Annotated in this window: 16 protein-coding genes; 7 read left to right on the top strand and 9 right to left on the bottom strand. The window is 37.5% G+C overall.

The genetic code is table 11. From position 1 onward, the window contains the following. Window positions 1-4: 4 nt before the first annotated feature. Window positions 5-1,249, top strand: coding sequence for a metal-dependent hydrolase family protein (locus CHB68_RS06605; RefSeq protein WP_089260073.1), 1,245 nt, complete (start codon window positions 5-7; stop codon window positions 1,247-1,249). Between the two features lie 21 nt (window positions 1,250-1,270). Here the strand turns inward: CHB68_RS06605 and CHB68_RS06600 are convergent, their stop codons facing one another. The 9 genes from CHB68_RS06600 to CHB68_RS06560 form a co-directional block, all read right to left on the bottom strand. Beyond that, a complete protein-coding gene (locus CHB68_RS06600) occupies window positions 1,271-1,891 on the bottom strand; it encodes a DUF998 domain-containing protein (RefSeq protein WP_089260072.1) in 621 nt (206 codons plus the stop codon). A gap of 102 nt (window positions 1,892-1,993) precedes the next feature. Continuing rightward, entirely contained in the window at window positions 1,994-2,266 is a 273-nt protein-coding gene (locus tag CHB68_RS06595) for a DUF1272 domain-containing protein (RefSeq protein ID WP_317043816.1), read from the bottom strand. Window positions 2,267-2,336: 70 nt separating this feature from the next. After that, window positions 2,337-3,236: a sterol desaturase family protein gene (locus tag CHB68_RS06590; protein WP_089260070.1), complete on the bottom strand. Its 900-nt coding sequence runs from the start codon at window positions 3,234-3,236 to the stop codon at window positions 2,337-2,339. 74 nt (window positions 3,237-3,310) lie between these two features. Next, entirely contained in the window at window positions 3,311-4,294 is a 984-nt protein-coding gene (locus CHB68_RS06585) for an aldo/keto reductase (protein WP_089260069.1), read from the bottom strand. Window positions 4,295-4,706: 412 nt separating this feature from the next. After that, entirely contained in the window at window positions 4,707-5,882 is a 1,176-nt protein-coding gene (locus tag CHB68_RS06580; RefSeq protein ID WP_089260068.1) for a serine hydrolase domain-containing protein, read from the bottom strand. 230 nt (window positions 5,883-6,112) lie between these two features. Further along, window positions 6,113-6,478, bottom strand: a complete 366-nt coding sequence (locus tag CHB68_RS06575) for a hypothetical protein (protein ID WP_089260067.1) — start codon at window positions 6,476-6,478, stop codon at window positions 6,113-6,115. A 195-nt stretch (window positions 6,479-6,673) separates the two neighbouring features. Further along, window positions 6,674-7,798, bottom strand: a complete 1,125-nt coding sequence (locus CHB68_RS06570; protein ID WP_089260066.1) for an alpha/beta hydrolase — start codon at window positions 7,796-7,798, stop codon at window positions 6,674-6,676. A 245-nt stretch (window positions 7,799-8,043) separates the two neighbouring features. After that, window positions 8,044-8,778 (bottom strand): DUF3667 domain-containing protein, encoded by a 735-nt coding sequence (locus tag CHB68_RS06565; RefSeq protein WP_089260065.1) that lies wholly within the window; start codon window positions 8,776-8,778, stop codon window positions 8,044-8,046. Between the two features lie 118 nt (window positions 8,779-8,896). Next, a complete protein-coding gene (locus CHB68_RS06560) occupies window positions 8,897-12,124 on the bottom strand; it encodes a S41 family peptidase (RefSeq protein ID WP_089260064.1) in 3,228 nt (1,075 codons plus the stop codon). Between the two features lie 147 nt (window positions 12,125-12,271). On the opposite strand from CHB68_RS06560, the gene CHB68_RS06555 reads away from it, so the two are divergent. The 6 genes from CHB68_RS06555 (at window position 12,272) to CHB68_RS06530 (ending at window position 19,338) form a co-directional block, all read left to right on the top strand. Next, on the top strand, window positions 12,272-12,862 hold the full coding sequence (locus tag CHB68_RS06555) for a methyltransferase domain-containing protein (RefSeq protein WP_317043807.1): 591 nt from the start codon (window positions 12,272-12,274) through the stop codon (window positions 12,860-12,862). Between the two features lie 370 nt (window positions 12,863-13,232). Then, window positions 13,233-16,484, top strand: a complete 3,252-nt coding sequence (locus CHB68_RS06550; protein ID WP_245838855.1) for a VPS10 domain-containing protein — start codon at window positions 13,233-13,235, stop codon at window positions 16,482-16,484. Between the two features lie 22 nt (window positions 16,485-16,506). Next, window positions 16,507-17,232 (top strand): DUF2490 domain-containing protein, encoded by a 726-nt coding sequence (locus CHB68_RS06545; protein WP_089260062.1) that lies wholly within the window; start codon window positions 16,507-16,509, stop codon window positions 17,230-17,232. A 111-nt stretch (window positions 17,233-17,343) separates the two neighbouring features. Further along, window positions 17,344-17,937 (top strand): superoxide dismutase family protein, encoded by a 594-nt coding sequence (locus tag CHB68_RS06540; protein WP_089260587.1) that lies wholly within the window; start codon window positions 17,344-17,346, stop codon window positions 17,935-17,937. Between the two features lie 74 nt (window positions 17,938-18,011). After that, a complete protein-coding gene (locus CHB68_RS06535) occupies window positions 18,012-18,545 on the top strand; it encodes an RNA polymerase sigma factor (protein ID WP_089260061.1) in 534 nt (177 codons plus the stop codon). Window position 18,546: 1 nt separating this feature from the next. Beyond that, entirely contained in the window at window positions 18,547-19,338 is a 792-nt protein-coding gene (locus CHB68_RS06530; protein ID WP_089260060.1) for an anti-sigma factor, read from the top strand. Window positions 19,339-19,359: the final 21 nt, after the last annotated feature.

The following is a 19,359-nucleotide window of genomic DNA, read 5'->3' as shown; positions in this document are numbered from 1 at the left end:
AATTATGAGATTAGCATTCTTTATCTGCCTATTCTATTCAGCATCCGGTTTTGGGCAAATACTCTTAAAACCAGACCGGGTTTTTGATGGTACCGAACTGCATGAGAATTGGGTCGTTTTAGTAGAACAAAATCAAATTACCTATGTGGGCAAGTCAAACGGCGTAGCGCTACCGGTGCATACCCAAGAAATAGTATTGTCGGGGAGTACTTTAATGCCGGGCATTATTGAAGGACATTCCCACGTATTGCTGCATCCTTATAACGAGACGGATTGGAATGACCAAGTTTTAAAGGAATCGCCAGTGGAACGTGCCATAAGAGGCACCGTACACGTAAAAAATTCATTGATGGCGGGTATTACCACTATGCGGGATTTGGGCGCTGAAGGTGCAGGCTATACAGATGTGTATTTAAAGAAAACCATTGACCAAGGTATTATAGATGGACCGCGTTTATTGGTTGCCGGACCTGCAATTGTGGCAACAGGAGCATACGGACCAAAAGGTTTTCATGACGGGGTAAGTGTTCCCCTTGGCGCAGAACCAGCAAGTGGGGTGCAGCAATGTATGGAAACCGTACGTAGACAGATGGGCCATGGTGCGGACCTGATCAAAATATATGCAGATTACCGATGGACGCCAGGAGCCGATTCCCAACCAACATTTTTACAGGAAGAAATCAATGCCATGGTTGAAACCGCCTCTACAGCAGGGAAATATGTGGTTGCCCATGCCAGTACCCCAGAAGGTATGAGACGTGCCATCTTAGCCGGCGTGGAAACTATTGAACATGGCGATGGCGGTACTTTGGAAATTTTTAAGTTGATGAAGGAAAAAGGAATTGGACTATGCCCTACCCTAGCTGCCGGAGACGCCATTACCCAATACCGTGGCTGGAACAAAGCTACGGACCAAGAACCCGAGCGAATAGTACAAAAACGCAACTCCTTTAAAAAAGCCTTGGAATCTGGTGTGCAAATTGTTTTTGGTGGTGACGTAGGTGTATTTCCACATGGTGAAAATTACCGCGAAATGGAACTAATGGTAGCATATGGAATGAAACCCATAAAAGTATTGCAAACTGCAACGTCTGGCAATGCAAACATGTTTCATCTAAAACGCTTAGGACAGTTGAAAACAGGTTTTTTAGCCGATATCATTGCCGTAAAAGGAAATCCTACCAAAGATATATCTACTATGAAAAATGTTTCTTTTGTGATGAAAGATGGGGTAATTTATAAGGAATAGATTAGTTGAACTAATATCTATTTATTGGCTGTCCTTTATGTTCAAGGCACTGGAAATTATAAAAATGATAAACGAGGTTTCAATTACCCGTTGCAACAAACCACGGTACCCAGATTCCGCATTTGAAAATAAAACAAAAATGAAAATGGCACTTATAATACCTGTTATTAATGCAATTTGAAATAATCGTTGATGAGATTCGGTTTTCTTCAATCCTAGACCAATGGCGATAATACAAAGTGGTAGAAAAATATACGTCAACGAAGCCACCGCATTATGAATTAATTGTGCCGTACTGGAATTGCCTATGGCGGTTGGACAACCAGCATCGCATGGAAATAAGCCCACAAGGATGGTTCCCAGGCCATAAAAAATAGCAAGTCCAAAAAATCCGGATTTAATCAACCTTGAACTAGGAAGATATTTTGGTGCGCTAAAACAGAAAATGGTGGTCAAAATTCCGCTAGGTACATAACCGAAGTGCTGTAAATACAATCCGTATTCAGTATTAGAGGCAAACGATTCACTAATGTATTGACTAACTACACTATAATCATCTATTAACAATGGACCAACAATAGCCGCAATAGCAAATAAGCTAACTCCTACAATTCCGATATACGCGACAAGTCTATTGTTCATTTTAATCTCTTGGTTGGTTATATGTAATAGACGAAATAACCCATATATTGTTACTTTATATATGGTGATAAATACTATATCTAAATAAAACTAAAATTGACTCTACCTTTTATTTGGTGCTATATGCTTATTTGGTTCTAAATATGTATTAATTTTAACCGGTTTTAAGACCTTATCTTTTCGTGGAGGATGCTTAATCATTCCATTTTTTGGTCTGCTTGGTCGCTTTTCAAAACCTCCTCCACAATTTGGGCAAACATTATGTAAAATATTTTCAACACAGTCTTTACAAAATGTGCACTCATAGGTGCATATCATGGCCTCTATACTGTTATTGGGTAATGCTTTGTCGAAATTCTCGCAGTTGGTTCTAATCTCCAGTATAATTCATTCATTATAAAATATAAAGGAAGGTACAACATAAACTTACAACACCTTTTTAGAATTAGTTTTGGGCCTTATTATTTTCTTTCCATTCTTTTCTTAAATCAGATGATAAAATACTAGTACCATCATGTTTCCATCCGGGTGGTTTTACCAAATATTTTAACCTGTTCCACAATGAGGTTTTGGAAGTAAAGAAATCGCCCAACATTTTATACCATTCCATAAAGGCAATTTTTACTGGGTTATAGGTGTCTATATTCTTTACCAATCCATAGACAGGTTTTTCGTCTTCCGGCTCAAAAGTTCCGAACATCCTATCCCAAATTATAAAGATTCCTGCATGGTTTCTATCCAGGTATTGGGGGTTAGTTGCATGATGAACCCTATGGTGACTTGGTGTATTGAAAACAAATTCGAACCAGTTGGGCATTTTGTGTATCAGTTCCGTATGTATCCAATATTGATAAATTAAACTTACGGACATTTGTACCAATACCATAACAGGATGAAAACCAATTATTATTAAGGGAATCCAGAAAATAAACGTATAAAATCCACCGGACCAGGTCTGTCTCAATGCCGTACTTAAATTATAATTCTGTGAAGAATGGTGAACAATATGACTGGCCCAAAACAGTCTACTTTCGTGACTTATCCTATGAAACCAATAATAACAGAAATCTTCGGCAAAAAGTAATATCAACCATGCCCACCATGAAAACGGTATCTCAAATAGGTGAAATAAATTATATAAAGCATAAAAAACACCCAATGCCAGGCCTTTGGTAAACAAACCTATAGCTACATTACCCAGACCCATAAGTATTGAGGTACCGGCATCCTTAAATTCGTAATCTTCCAATTTTAACTTAACGGTCAAAATAACTTCCAATACCACCGTTGCCGCAAAAAAGGGAATTGCGTAATGAATTAAATTAGGAATTTCCGGTATCTCCATATGTTTATATTGCCCTATACAATTTACGAAACTATTGTAATCCCAGCAATTTGTTTATAATAGAAGTTGCTCATCTAATATACCCCGCGTATGTGTGCATGCACCTTTTCTTTATAAAAAGTGTCCAAATCGTTCATTAGTTTTTTAGATAATGGAGTTAATTCACTTGCTTTGGCATTATCTTTAATATGGTTAGGAGAACTTGCTCCAGGTATTATGGTAGTTACCTCTTTATGGTCCAAAATCCACCTTAGTGCCATCTCAACCATACTTATTTCCGAGGGACAAATTGTTTTAAGCTCATTGGCAAGTTGCACCCCTTTATTGAACGGTAGACCCGCAAAGGTTTCACCTACATTAAAAATTTCACCATCCTTATTAAAATTTCTATGGTCGTTTTCCGAAAATGTGGTACCCGAACTAAATTTACCGGTGAGCAATCCACTGGCCAAAGGCAAACGTACAATGATGCCCACACCTTTATCAGCGGCCTGTGGTAATAACTCTTGAGTCAATTTTTGTCTAAAAATGTTATAAATAACTTGGAGCGATTGTAACCCTTCCTGCTCTAGGCAAATGAAACCTTGTTCCACACTTTCGACACTAGCCCCAAAATGGGCAATTTTGCCTTCTTGCTTCAACGCTCTTAACCACTCAAAAATCTTACCCTTCTTTAATTCTTCTGTTGGAATACAATGCAATTGCAACAAATCTATACAGTCTACATTTAACCGTTCTTTTGAAGCTTCTACACTGTCTCTTAATGCTTGTTCGGAATATTTATCTGGAAAAACATTTGCGCCTCGCCCAAATTTAGTCGCAATTTTTATGTCGGCTTTTGTAGTTTTTAGAAATTCTCCAATGAGTTTTTCACTTCTGCCATCTCCATATACATCTGCGGTATCAAAAAATGTAATGCCACTAGCTACGGCTTCTTCCAATATTTCAAAAGCCTTATTTTCTTGGATGCCATTGCCCCAATTGCCGCCAATCTGCCAACAACCTAAACCCACTTCACTTATTTCAAAACCTTTATTACCAAGTATTCTATTTTTCATTCAAGTATTTTATTTTCTATATACCATTGATTAAGATAAAAACCAATGTATAAATTTTGTTCGTTATTTATCTACTTTAATACTTTAGACTAAATATTGGGTCATTAAATAAATACAACCAAAACTTTCACCAAGTACCATTTTGATTTTTTTTAAACGATGGCTTTTTACTAAGATATTTCGCCCTTTTCAGGGTTGGTTGCTTCACTGACGAATTTGCTATAAAAAAATTACTATTATATCGTAAAACTTTGGTTGCTTGAATCTGTGGATTGTTTACTACCTAATTTTTATAAGAATAATGGTGTAGCTATATTTTATTTTTATGTAAATTATTTTCACTAATGCGGGAAAACATGCAAGCTTAATACACTATGGCACTGCCATCATTTATATACGTTTAGCCTAATTATTATTTCTTAAGCGTGGGGATTATTCTATCTCGCAAAACTCTATAAGTTGACTTTTCTGGCTCACTATTAATATTCCAACCATTAAAGACAATTATTAACTTGTGTTTTGGCGCCATCATTAAGTATTGCCCACCATATCCGTTAGCTGAATAAATACCGACGCTGCCATCTTCGGCGTATTCAGGAATCCACCATTGATACCCATACCCTGTTACATCGCGCCATTGCGGTTTTACATTTTTAAGTAAAGGACTTGTAGATGTGGAGACCCAACTTTCAGATACAATTTGCTTACCATTCCATTTCCCTTTATTTAGAAATAGGGCACCAATGGTAGCCAAGTCTTCTGCCTTAAGATACAGCCCACCTTCCGTATCTATTTCTCCATCGGGTGTTTCTTTCCAGTAGTAATCTGTAATGCCAAGTGGCTCAAAAAGTTTTTCTTCTGCCCATTTATCTATTCGTTTTCCTGTAATGGTTCTTACGATTTTACCTAAAAGCACAGTACCTCCACCATTATACACGAATTTTGTACCTGGTATGGTATCCATAGGTTTGCTCAGTACATATTCTATCCAGTTATCACTTGCTTCCAATAAAAAACAGTCATTTGTATGGTCATTATGATCGGTTTCTTCATTCCATTGTATTCCACTTCTCATAGTCAATAAATCTTCAATAGATATACTCTGTTTTCGTTCATCTTTAAAATCAGTATCATAACCAATCAGCAAAGGCATTGCTTTGGTGCTAACATTATAATCCTGGTTCAAATCCAACGCAATACCCAGAAGGATCGAGGTAATGCTTTTGGTTACAGATTGAAGGGTGTGCAATTCGCTTTTTTTATAATAGGGATGCCAATTGGTATTATTGAAATTGTATTGATGATTAGTGGTGTCATATTTTTGAACGATTGTCTCATAATCCTGGTTATACCTAAAATCTGCCAATAGCTTATCATTTTGTATGACCAGAAAGCGGTCAATTAATCCATAATCCCCATTATTTATTTCTGAGTTAACAGAATCTATTACAGCAGAAAGAGCATTTTGGGAAGAGACCTTTTGTGTATCATTAACCGCTTCTTTATTTTCTGATTTACAACCAATTAAAGTAATTGCAAGCAAAACTAAAAGTGATATTCTTTTAATCATGTCCATTAAAGTTTTCATAATTTTCGTTTTAATTGGGTATAACGTCTCGTTTAAGCTTAGTGGCGAGATAAGGAAACATTTCGTTTCCGCCTGCCGGCAGGTCTACTCACGTAGCATAAACTTTTTGTTTTGGTTATATTTTTATTTCCATGCAAAATCCTAAAAATTTGGAGGACTTTATAACAATATGCAAACCTTACAATTAAGCCCGTAGTACATATTGCTTATGGGTTTTGTACACAAAAATTTTATTCCTCTATCAGTGTAATGGTTAGGTCGAGAAAGCCTTCATTATAACTAACCAAATCTAGCTGATAGGTGTAATTACCATTAGTCAGCGGTGTTTCGCCAACATAATCAATTGGTTGTATAATATACGTTTCCTCTCCAATATTCAATTCTACATAGGCATATCGATAGGCCTTGTTGAAGTTTTTGTATTCAGAAACTTGGTTGGACTTTAAATTACCATAGTTTGTGGTATTGACTATAATATTTTCGAAGTCCATATCGGTGACATTAGATAAGCGAATGTTTACATCATTATTGGAATCATCTTTTGAACAATTAGAGAAAAGACAAATTGCAAAAATTAAGATTAAAATTTGTTTCATTTTTATTGTTTACTGTTTAGATAAGTCAATCACATTAAATTGATTATAACTATTTGCCAACGCTTTAGTATAATCGCCAGTTACAGGCTGTATAGGTTAATATTCGTTTTACACTGACCTTTCTTTATTGTTCATGTTTTTGTTTTCGTTCTTAGCCGCTATTATTTATGTACCGTGTTGTAAAATGTGTTTTAATTAGTTTGTTCCGTTTTTCGCATCAATAAGTCCCTTTTGCATTTCTTCCTTAAATTGTGAATCTGGGTAATCGACAAGACCTGCTTCAAAATATTTGATCGCATTTTGGTAATCTTTGTGTTTTAAATAAAATTGGCCAAAACGATTTTGCCAGTAGCCTGAAGAATATCTTTTGGTCGTCAAGACGTCACTGAATTCATTCATAAAGAAATTAAAATATTCAAAATTATCCCTGTTCCATGCTAACCAAATTAATGCATTTTTTGTGCTATTATCTATTTGTCCATTCCCCCCAAAACGTCGTGCTTTTTCTTTGAAATAAGTAGTCAGGTAATTCATTCCGCCTAAATCTATAAATTGTTGAATACTTTCAAAAACTGGTGAATCGTAATTATGATAATAGTATTTCAAACCTTTAAATAGCGCTAAATGGGCTAATGTTTCATGCACTTCATCATTAAACAAATCGTATTTCCAAATAAGGTTCTTAGGATTGTTCTCTTTTAATATTTTATGGAATGCATCTGTTGAACCTATATAATAAATATCTTTTCTGGAGTTGGCCATAAACAGATATTTATCTTCTTTTGATGTAAACTCTTTCACTAAATCTTCAGAAGCATAACCACCGTCAGTTATAATAGCTCCATTAAATTCACTTGTTGTTAAAATTAATTCACTTAAATAATAAGCGGCAGCTTCCCACCCAAAAATGACCCTTTCATTATTTGTCCTGTAATTAGTATCTATGTAGTGTACTATTTCATTAATTAAGAATTCAGTAAACTTTTTACTTTCATCATTGAACAATGTTCTTCTTAATGGATTGCTATTGTTGATACCTACAACAATCATTTCTGGTATAGCACCAGGAGTTCGTAGGCTTTTTTGAATTGCTACGCCGCTTAAAAAATACCATTGTCCATCTAAAATATATAGAACAGGATAGTCTTGACTTGAATCTGAATAACTATCTGGTAAGTAAATTTGAATTGTCCTATCTTGATTTAATATAGCAGACTTAATAGTATGATTAACGCCAATAGTAATTTGAGAGGTATTTTCCTGTGCTATACCAATTGTACTGACAAAACCGCAAATGATAAAAATGAACCTTAACTTCATGGATTTGAGTTATTATTTGAATTTCAAAACATTCGTCAACGTGTTTGTACACTATTAGTTGCGTGGTTTAAGTACTAAATTTAGCAAATAAATCACAGATAGAAAGTGCTCTAGGACTTTGGCAAGTAGGCTAAAAATCTGTAATTAAATTTATACGGTGTTGCCAATTCGTTATTTTTAATCGTTCATATTATTCAATCATTCAGATTTCCATATTCAGCGTTTGAGTGAATTTAGTCAGCATTTTAATTCGTAAGCTTATTAATTTCAAGTAAAGCAGCAAGTGTAATAAATCTCAAAATATGTGATATTATAAGTACCAATAACACTCTTAAAACTAAATATATTTTTTTGTATCGGTATCCTGAAAAAAATTGATAAAAGAACCAAAAAGCATAACCAAAACCAATTAACGCATATATATTAATTAGTGGTCTTATCAGCGATTTATCATCAATGAAAGCAAATGATAAGGTAAGAGGTAATCCCAGTACAATTAAACCAGACCAAGAATAGATATTCATTATTAAATGTTCAGCAAAATTCAGTTTGCTTCTTCTAAAAAACAGATAACTGGAAATAGTTGTGACACAAATAACAATTAAATAGGTGAGTTGCGGATAAGTTTCGAAAATTTGATCCAGTGAATCCCCAGAATTCTTAAACATTTCCGGTAATGCCTCATTACTATTTACATTGCCAAAATCGAGCAAAAATTCAATTGCAATTAGCAATATTAATAGACTAAAAGCATTAATATGTCGTATTCTTTTTCCTTGAATATATTCTCTGATGCTATGCCCAGGTCGTGTAAAAAGCTCTTTTATAGTGAAGAAAAAACTTTTGTTAACGTTAAAAATTCCGTTTAATACTCCATTATCAAAAATATAACTAAACGAAAACCGGTGTGTTGATGTTTTTTGTCCACAATTTGGGCAGAAATTTTCCTTGACCGAATTATTACAATTTAAACATTGCATTTATTTGTGTTTTTTTCTTTAATTAAAGATTGCATTCCACAATGAATGGCAACAACTAAAAAATAGTACCAGTAACTATATTAAGTTGTTGCGCGTATAAATTTAATTGTGGAAATAACTATTCTACTTCTTTCATCAATACCTCAATGGACTTTTCCAATTGTTGATCAATACCCTTTACAATTATTTCTGGTTGGTTTTTAATTAAAATATCTGGATTGGTTTCGTTGTTCTCCATCCACTCACCTGCTTTGTTCTTTGCACTTATTGGAACAACGCCCCAACGCCCACCATTGGGCAAACGTTCCCAACCGGCCCAACTACAGGTTCCCGGTACCGGCATACCAACCGTTTTACCAATTTTTAAATCAACATATCCACTTGCAAAGCATGAACCATCACTGTACATTGATTCATTGAACATGGCCAATGTAGGCTTGGTCCATCTAGACGTAGGTTCACCGCCTACTACCCTGGTCTCCGTTTCATAGGACAAAAAGGGTACTCCCGTAAAGAACATGGCCAAATCCGCAACTAAATCTCCACCTCCATTAAACCGCGTATCTACAATAACCCCCTTCTTGTCATTAAACTTACCCAACATTTCTTCATAAATGCTTCTATAAGGCCCGTCACTCATACCGGGAATATGCACATAGCCCAATGTACCGTTACTCTTTTTCAATACATCCTTTTCATTGATGTTGACCCAGCGCTTATACAACAATTTATTTTCTTCGTTCAAGGAAATGGGTTTTACCGTAATTTGCTTTCTTTTGTTATTGTCTCCCAGAATATCCAACAATGTGAATTCCCCTTCTATCCGGTTTAAGTAAAAGGCTGCATCTACTGTCGTATCTATTTCAATACCGTTTATCCTTTCAATGATCATTCCCGGTTCTATATCAAATCCGGCTTTGTCCAAGGGTCCATTTTTAATGACCTCCATAATCCTTAATCCTTTACCCAAATAACCATAATCTATAAAAATACCAAGAGAAGCTGTCTTATCGCCGTTTTCAATTGTATCGGTGAACCGGCCTGCGGCATGGCTTACATTCAACTCTCCCAACATTTCCGAAATCATTTCTGCGAACTCATAATCATTACCAATGTGCGGCAAATACTTTTCATATTCGGTACGCATAAAGTCCCAATCTACACCATGAAAGGTAGAGGTATAAAAAATTCCCTTTGTCCTTAACCATATGTGATCGAACATATATTCTCGCTCCGCATCCACGTCCAAAACCATTTCGGCATTTAGTTTTACCGGTTCTGTCTTTTTTGCAGTTAAATCAACTTTTGAAATCTTACCGTCCGCTAAAAGAAACAAATTTTCCTTTTTTGTATCCCATTGCAAACTTCCGGATTTGGCTCCCAAGGCAACCAATTGTTTGGTGTTCTTGGTCCGTATTTCGGTTTCCCATAGATTAAGATTTTTCTCAAAGCGGGTCAGGTAGTATAATTTTTCTCCATCCTTGGACAACACGGCATCCGCCAATAAAGAAGAGTGAATGGTTAAACGGGATTTTCTTTGTTCCACATCTTCCAAATCAAACATCAAGGGTTTTACCTCTTCTTTATTATCCGCTTTCTTTTTCTTCTTATCATCATTGGAAGCCGCTTCCTTTTTTTCCTTTTCCGCATCCTCTATCAGTTTTAACAAATCATACTCTTCCTTGGATTTGTTGAACTTGTCCCACGAATTTTTATTTAGGAACATACTGTACACATCTAATTCTGACCTACCGCTTGTAGCGTAACTTTTAAGACCATCCCTATTGGAGAAATATAGCAACTGGTTTCCTTTGTCTACCCATTTTGGCGAACCATCATAATAGCCACTTTGCGTTAAATTCTTCCTTTGCTTGCCATCCTTGGAAATCAGCAATACTTCTGAATTACTTAATGATACCCCCCAGCTTACCAGCAGCCAATTACTATCTGGGCTCCATTTAAAATATTGATCTCCATCTTGCATATGGTAAAGCTCCTTAGGGGTTAGCAATGTAAATTCTTCCTTTGTTTTTAGATTCTTCACTTTTAAGGTTCTTCTGCCTTCTACATAGGCCATATAGGTGCTGTCCGGGGAGAATTCCGGTAAATAATTGTCCTTGTTTGAACTCACTAGTGTATCCTCCCTAAAAACGGTTGCAGCAAAAAAATAAGGCTCCTGTGATCGTGCTTTTGAAGTTTTAAAAATGGACCACTTGCCATTTCGTTCACTTGCATAGGCCACACTTCGGCCATCTAGCATGAACTTTACAAATCTTTCCTGTTGCGGAGTATTGGTAATTCGTTTGGTCAACGCACCATCTACCGAGGTAACAAAGACTTCCCCCCTGCTTATAAAAGCTATTTCCTTTCCATTGGGCGCTATATCCATTTCACGTACACCACCGTTAATGGAAATATACGCGGTAGGGTTATTTTCTTCTTGTGTTCTAATAATGATATTGACCTTTTTTGGATCTTGACCCTCCTTAAGGGTATAAATTTCACCGTCATAGCCAAAGGCCAATATATTGTTTCCTATACTTAAAGAGCGGATGGGATGTGTCTTGAAATTGGTTAGTTGGGTAGGCTGAAGGTTTTCATCCAAACTTTTGGAAAATACGTTGAACGACCCTTTGCGTTCACTTAAATAAAATATGGTCTTTCCATCCTTTGCAAAAACCGGATTACGGTCCTCCCCCTCAAAATCGGTTAATTTTACATGCTCCCCTGTTACGGGTGTATACGACCAAATATCTCTGGTAATGGCAGATACGTGATGTTTTCTAAATACATCTTCATATCCTTTTTTATCATGATACACCATTTTTGTACCCTCATTGTTTATTTGAACATCTTCTGCAGGAACGGTCAGTACCTGCTCCACGCGCCCTCCTTCCTTGGAGACACTATAGAGTTCCGGTTGTGTGCCAGTAGGATACTGTCTGTGCGCAACGGCATCTAACCGGGTTGCCCCAAATAACACCTTATCATTTTCCGCGGAAAAACAAAACGGTGTTTCATCATTGCTATGAAACGTTAGTCGGTTTGCGGGACCACCATCTGCATTCATTACAAAAACATCAAAATTTCCATACCTATTGGACGAGAAAGCAATGTGCTTGCCATCCTTACTCCATACAGGAGCGTAATCATGGGCGGCATGAAACGTTAGTTGTTTGGCAAGACCACCAACTGCATCAACGGAGAATATATTGCCCTTATAGGTAAACGCTATGGTTTTACCATCTGGCGCTATAGATGGATACCTTGCCCATTTAGGGTTGGTTTGGGCAAAACCGGCAAGGGTAAAACAAGCCAAAATTATGGCACAAATAAATTTTCTCATACGTTATTCGTTAATGGTTAGCTGGTGGGTAAGGTAGGAAATTGATTTGTTTGCCACAAAGGAAGAATGACCAATGGATGGGTTTTCTACATACTTGGCATTACCCTTAAATCTGTTTAATTTTATAAATCAATAAATATCCTGATTTTGAACGAAGAGCAATATTGGACACAGCGCTATAAGAAACACCACACCGGATGGAACATTGGATACCCGTCTACCCCAATAAAAGATTATATAGACCAGCTAGAGGACAAAGAAATTAAAATATTGATTCCCGGTGCAGGGAATGCCTATGAAGCGGAATATTTATGGCAACAAGGATTTAGGCAGGTACATATTTTAGATATTTCTATTTTACCATTACAAGCTTTTATTGAACGAAATGAAAGTTTTCCTAGATCACAGGTGCATCATGGGGATTTTTTTGATTACCATGACCAGTTCGACCTTATCCTGGAACAGACGTTCTTTTGCTCCTTTGTACCTACGGATGAAAATAGAAGGGCCTATGCCAAACATATGGCCAGCCTTTTAAAACCTAATGGTAAACTTGTTGGTGTCTGGTTTGATTTTCCCTTGACAGAGGACATGGAAAATCGCCCATTTGGGGGAAATAAAAAATTATATATCAGTTATTTAACCCCTTATTTTAAAACGATCACTTTTGATCGCTGTTACAATTCCATCCCCCCAAGATTAGGTAAAGAGTTGTTCGGTATTTTTGAGGTTCTGTGACCATAATTTGTAGCAAGCAGTCTTCTACTCGCTTTTCGTTGTCCCAAGTCCTTTTTTGGTTATTCTGGTTGCGTTCAATTAACAGTTTGGATCTTTGCCACATCTTACATTATCGAGATGTTAGGAACACTGATCTTATGGATTGCATCTTACCTTGCTATTAAAAAACTGAACATTGCTCGCTGATTCTGCCACGGATACGAACAGCAGCACACTGAATATCGTAGATCGGCAACAATCAACCAATAACCAACACCAAAACTGTTAAAGGATTATAGATTCTTCAAAAGTATTCACTGTTAACATCCTTTTAAGAATACTTCCCTTTCTTTTCTGCTATTTTTAGAAACATAACTAACAAACCACTCAAATGACAAGAAAATTACTCTCCATTTTGATGCTTTTCGCATCTGTTTTACTTACTGCCCAAGAATTTAAAATGGACCTCGTACAGGACCTTAAACCCCGTAATATTGGACCTGGCGGTATGAGCGGCCGGGTTACGGCAATTGATGTCGTTATCAGCAATCCAGATATTATGTATGTAGGAACAGCTTCGGGAGGTTTATGGAAATCTACCTCAGGCGGTATAAAATGGGAACCTATTTTTGACAAAGAGGTCACGGCGTCCATAGGTGCGGTCGCTATTCAACAAAATAATCCTTCCGTAATCTGGGCAGGGACCGGTGAAGGTAATCCTAGAAATAGTTTAAATGGAGGGTACGGTGTCTTTAAATCCTTGGATGGGGGAAAAACCTGGAAATCCATGGGGCTTGAAAAAACGAGACACATCCACAGAATAAAAATAGACCCCATGAATCCTAATACCGTATATGTGGGAGCCATTGGTTCCCCTTGGGGCGAGCACCCGGAACGTGGTGTCTTCAAAACTACGGATGGTGGCGAAACTTGGGAGAAAGTTCTCTTTGTAAATAATAAAACCGGTGTGGCGGACTTGATCATGGACCCCACAAACCCCAATAAACTGATTGCGGCCATGTGGGAACACAAACGTGAGCCTTGGTTCTTTAACTCCGGTGGTGCCGGCAGTGGACTATATATGACACATGACGGCGGTAAGAATTGGAAAAAATTGACCGAAGAGGATGGGTTGCCCGCAGGTGATCTAGGAAGAATTGGTGTGGCCATAGCCGCAGGCAAACCTAATGTAGTCTACGCTTTGGTAGAGGCCAAAAAGAATGCGCTCTATAAATCTGAGGATGGCGGATTTAAATGGAAAAAGGTCAATGATAAAGGAGATATAGGCAACAGGCCTTTTTATTATTCCGAAATTTATGTAGACCCGGAAAACGAAAACAGGGTATTTTCTGTCTTTACCTATGTCAACGTATCCCAAGATGGCGGTAAGAACTTTGAACAATTAATGCCGGCCTATGGAGTGGATAACGGGGTACATCCAGATCATCATGCTTTTTGGATACATCCGGAGAATGGTCAGTTCATGATGGACGGTAACGATGGCGGACTCAATATCTCTAAAGATGGAGGTAAAACATGGCGCTTTATCGGCAATTTGCCGGTGGCCCAGTTTTATCATATAGCCACGGACAACGATTATCCGTACAATGTTTATGGCGGAATGCAGGATAACGGTTCTTGGCGTGGACCAGCCTATGTTTGGAAAGCACAGGGCATTAGAAACAGTTACTGGCAAGAAATCAGTTTTGGAGACGGTTTTGACGTAGTTCCCGATCCTGAAGATTCCAGATATGGCTATACCATGAGCCAACAAGGTTTTGTACAACGTTTTGATCACGAAACGGGTAACAACTATATTGTTAGGCCTACCCCGCCAGATGCAAAAACAGAACTGCGGTTTAATTGGAACTCGGCCATTAGCCAGGACCCTTTTGATAATAGCACCGTATATTTTGGAAGTCAATTTGTTCATAAGAGTAGTGATAAAGGTTTGACCTGGGAAATAATTTCCCCTGACCTGACCACGAATGATCCAGAAAAACAAAAACAAAGTGAAAGTGGTGGACTTTCCATGGATGCAACAGGTGCAGAAAACCATACCACGATTTTGGTCATTGAACCTTCTTCAGTAGAAAAGGATATGTTATGGGCTGGATCAGATGATGGTCGTGTGCACTATACCCAAAACGGTGGTAAAACCTGGACAGAGGTAACCGCCAATTTAAAAGGTCTGCCCAAAGGAAGTTGGATTCCCCAAATTAAAGCATCTACACGCAATAAGGGTGAGGCCCTTTTAATTGCCAATGACTATAGAAGGTTCAATTACACCCCTTATGCCTATAGAACAAAGGATTATGGCAAAACATGGACCAGGATTGTAGATGCCAACGATGTGGAAAGTTATACCTTATCTATTATTGAAGATCCTGAAAATCCTAATCTAATGTTCTTGGGAACGGATGACGGGCTATACCTATCGTTCAACGCTGGAGAAAAATGGCAAAAATGGACCGAAGGATTTCCAACAGTATCAACAAAGGACCTGGCCATACACCCAAGGGAACAAGATTTGGTCATTGGTACATTTGGAAGGGCCGCATGGGTGTTGGACGATATACGTCCGTTACGAGCCTTGGCAACGGATTTAAGTATATTGAACAAGGACGTTGAGCTATTTAATCCTCCTACCGCTTATCAAGCAGCCTATCAACAACCAACGGGAAGCCGTTTTGGTGGAGATGCCCTTTACCAAGGTGAAAATAGAAAACAAGGTGCAATGATTACGTATTACCTGAAAACGGGCAAGAAAAAGGGCAACGCAAAAAAAGATAAGGAGGAAAAAGGTACCACAAATAAAGCCGATAAGGGCAACGTAGCCAAGGATTCTTCATCTACGGAACAGCCCAAATTAACCGGGGTACAAAAAAAGGATTCCGTACAGTTTGATTTTTATGATGGTGACCGACTTATAAGAACCTTAAAGTATAAGACGCCTGAAAAACCTGGGTTTCATAGAATATACTGGGGAATGGATGAAAAAGGACCGGACAGGCCATCCAGAAAAATTCAGACCAGGAAAAGGGAATCCGGCGGTGTAGACGTTAAACCGGGAACGTATACTATTAAAATGATGTATGGGGATGCAATTGAAGAATCCTCCATTACCGTAAAATCAGACCCACGTTTACAAATTTCACCAGAAGCAATCAATGCAGTATATACCAATGGAAAGCTTTTGGAGTCCTATATGCAAAAGGCTACGGATGCCGTTAAGCAATTGGTAGAAAGTAAAACAGTTGCAGAACAATTTCAGAAAGACCTCAAGAAATTGGACGAGAAGAAATACAAGGAACAAATTGAAGCATCCAAGGATATTATCAAACAAACAGATTCTGTAATAGCCCTCTACCTGGGCAAGGTAGATAAGCGTCAAGGAATTACCCGAAATAAGGAAATTACGGTAATGCAACGGCTTCAAAACGCAAGAAGCTATGTAGGATCCCGCAAAAATGGTATGACCGCCACAGAAACCCAATTAATCAATTTTGCCAAACAGGAATTAGGAACCGCATTGGACAAAACAAATAGTTTTTATACGGATGATTGGGCAAAATACAAAGCGGCAATGGAACGTTTGGACCTATCGCCATTTAAAGAAACCAAAACATTTAATATCAATTAATAGATAAAGAAGAGGATAAAAAATGAAGAACATTATAGCTATAATGGCATTATGTATTACTACACTACATGTCAATGCCCAAAATGAAGGTACGGGTGAAGATGATTTTGGCAGTTGGTTCATGTATTTTGGCACTAATAAAGTTTCAGATAAATGGAGTGTTCATACAGAAGCTCAGTTTAGATATTATGAAATGGCATCCAATTTTAACCAATTGTTATTGAGGACAGGTGCAAATTATCATATCAATGACAACGCTATAGCTACTTTAGGATACGGTTTTATAGAAACGGATCCTACCTTTAGTGCTTTTGATATTCTAGGTGATGATGTATTTTTTGAAAACAATTCCATATCGGAACACAGGATCTTTGAACAGTTTATTTTGAAAAATAAGGTATGGGAATTTAAATTTGAACATCGTTACCGATTGGAACAGCGTTTTGTGCAGGACAATTATACCAAGGTAAGCAATACCTTGCACCGGGCCAGGTACAGAATACAGATGACCTTGCCCCTAACCGATATCTTTTTCTTAAATTTCTATGATGAAATTTTCATAAACCTACAGGACAATGCTTTTGGTCAGAACCGTGCCTATGCCGCACTTGGGGTAAATGTAACTGAAGATTTAAGCATGCAATTTGGATACCTAAAAAATCATTTTACAGGGGCTAATTTTGACCGTTTGCAGGTTGGGGTATTCTATAATACGGATTTAAGCGGTCTGTTCAAGAAAAAGGAATAATTTTCAGCCTCATATAAATGCAATCGTTTTTCATGTTAAAATCGATTGTATATGAGCAAAGATTGTAGGTATTAATATGTAACTTTATGGTCTAACCTAAAAAACATGAATATGAAAATATTAAAATTTGAAATAGCATTTTTAGCGCTAATTGCAGCTTTTAGCTGTAAAGAGGTCAAAAAAGAGACCAATGAGGCCAAAGAAGAAGTAGAGGAATTTATGGAAGAAGCCAAAGCGGAAATGAACGAAGAGGTCACTACCATTAAATTCATGATGGAACCCAAGAGCGATAGCGAAGTAAAAGGTGAAGTTACTTTTACCGAAGAGGATGGTAAAGTAAGCATGACGGCAAATTTAACCGGTCTTTCTGAAGGAGAGCATGCCATACATATTCACCAAACTGCAGATTGTTCTTCTGCTGATGGAACATCTACCGGTGGACATTGGAACCCTACCAATGAACCACATGGAAAGTGGGGAGCTGCAGAAGGCTACCATAAAGGAGACATCGGTAATTTTACCGCTGATGCAGATGGTACTGCCAATGTTGAGTTTTCCACAGATGAGTGGTGTATTGGTTGTGGTGATGAAAACAAGGATATTCTTGGTAAAGGTGTAATCGTTCACCAAGGTGTTGATGATTTTACCTCGCAACCCAGTGGCGCAGCCGGGGCACGTATAAGTTGTGCGGGCATTATTGAATAGAGTTAAATATAAAATTTATAAAAGCTGTTCTAAGAGCAGCTTTTTTTATTTTTAGCGAATATAAAAATTGATGTATGCAACTAGACCTATTGGTTGAGCAGTTCAGGAAAAAAGACCCCAACGCTTTCAAAACACTACACGAAATGTATGCAGATAATATCTGTGGGGTCATCAATACCATTGTAAAAGATGACGGAGTAGCTCAAGAAATCTGCCAAGACGTATTTATTAAAATTTGGAATAATGCAGAAAGCTATAATTCCAGTAAAGGAAGGTTCTTTACATGGATATTGAATATAGCCAGAAATGCGGCTATCGATGAAATACGCAGTAAAACGTATAAAAATCAAAAAAAGAACCTTTCTGCAGATTACTTCGTAGGTATTTTAGAAAGCAGGGAAGAGGAACATATGGCGGTAGATACCAAAGGGTTAAGAAAACTCGTGAAAAATTTAAAGGAAAAATGTGTTCAGATCATTGAACTATTATACTTTAGAGGTTATACGCAAAAAGATGCTGCCGAAGAGCTGAATATTCCTATAGGAACTGTAAAAACAAGAAATAGAAGTTGCATTTCCCAACTAAGGGAAAACATGGAAAGCATATAGAATGGATGTACAAAAATACATAGCATCGGGAATATTGGAACTTTATGTGGCCGGTATCCTTTCTGATAAGGAAAATTTGGAAATAGCCAACTATGCCAAGGAATATCCGGAAATCAAAAAGGAAATTGAAGCCATTGAAGCTTCCATATTGACCTTATCCAAAAAAGCATCTCCGGGTGTTTCTTATACCTTTCAATCCTTAATGGACAGAATTAACAAGGGAGGTAAGGTTATTTCAATGAATAAACGATCTAGTTCCGCTATGACGTATATTGGTTGGGCCGCCTCATTATTATTGGCAATTGGTCTGTTCTTTATGTACCAACAAAATCAGGAACTTAAATCTAACATTGAAGTTGTTGAACAACAAAATACTTCTTTGGAACAGCAAATAGCGGACACTGATTCTTCATTGGAAAAAACGCAAGAATTATTGAATACGATTAGGGACAAGGATATTAATGTTATTGCCCTTGGCGGGCAGACGGTATCCCCTACCTCCTATGCAAAGGCTTATTGGAACAAAAAAGAAGAAAAGGTTTACATAGATGCCAAAGGCTTACCAGAACCACCAGATGGTTTTGTGTACCAAGTCTGGTCTTTGAAATTATCGCCCCTTACACCAACAAGTATGGGACTCCTTGAAGATTTTACTACAGATGAGAACAAGGTATTTGCTTTGAACAATCCTAACGAATCAGAGGCATTTGGTATTACACTTGAACCAGCGGGCGGAAGTGAATCTCCCACCTTGGAACAATTATATACACTTGGTGTAGTGTCCGCTTCTTAAAAAATATATGTATAGTTTAAA

The sequence above is a fragment of the Maribacter sedimenticola genome (assembly GCF_900188415.1).
In the GTDB taxonomy this organism is placed as follows: Bacteria; Bacteroidota; Bacteroidia; order Flavobacteriales; family Flavobacteriaceae; genus Maribacter; species Maribacter sedimenticola.
This window is presented reverse-complemented; position numbering and strand designations above follow the sequence as displayed.

Coding starts and splice junctions, on each gene's coding strand:
- CHB68_RS06605 (WP_089260073.1), top strand. CDS start 5: ATGAGATTAGCATTCTTTATCTGCCTATTCTATTCAGCATCCGGTTTT.
- CHB68_RS06600 (WP_089260072.1), bottom strand. CDS start 1,891: ATGAACAATAGACTTGTCGCGTATATCGGAATTGTAGGAGTTAGCTTA.
- CHB68_RS06590 (WP_089260070.1), bottom strand. CDS start 3,236: ATGGAGATACCGGAAATTCCTAATTTAATTCATTACGCAATTCCCTTT.
- CHB68_RS06585 (WP_089260069.1), bottom strand. CDS start 4,294: ATGAAAAATAGAATACTTGGTAATAAAGGTTTTGAAATAAGTGAAGTG.
- CHB68_RS06580 (WP_089260068.1), bottom strand. CDS start 5,882: ATGAAAACTTTAATGGACATGATTAAAAGAATATCACTTTTAGTTTTG.
- CHB68_RS06575 (WP_089260067.1), bottom strand. CDS start 6,478: ATGAAACAAATTTTAATCTTAATTTTTGCAATTTGTCTTTTCTCTAAT.
- CHB68_RS06570 (WP_089260066.1), bottom strand. CDS start 7,798: ATGAAGTTAAGGTTCATTTTTATCATTTGCGGTTTTGTCAGTACAATT.
- CHB68_RS06565 (WP_089260065.1), bottom strand. CDS start 8,778: ATGCAATGTTTAAATTGTAATAATTCGGTCAAGGAAAATTTCTGCCCA.
- CHB68_RS06560 (WP_089260064.1), bottom strand. CDS start 12,124: ATGAGAAAATTTATTTGTGCCATAATTTTGGCTTGTTTTACCCTTGCC.
- CHB68_RS06550 (WP_245838855.1), top strand. CDS start 13,233: ATGACAAGAAAATTACTCTCCATTTTGATGCTTTTCGCATCTGTTTTA.
- CHB68_RS06545 (WP_089260062.1), top strand. CDS start 16,507: ATGAAGAACATTATAGCTATAATGGCATTATGTATTACTACACTACAT.
- CHB68_RS06540 (WP_089260587.1), top strand. CDS start 17,344: ATGAAAATATTAAAATTTGAAATAGCATTTTTAGCGCTAATTGCAGCT.
- CHB68_RS06535 (WP_089260061.1), top strand. CDS start 18,012: ATGCAACTAGACCTATTGGTTGAGCAGTTCAGGAAAAAAGACCCCAAC.
- CHB68_RS06530 (WP_089260060.1), top strand. CDS start 18,547: ATGGATGTACAAAAATACATAGCATCGGGAATATTGGAACTTTATGTG.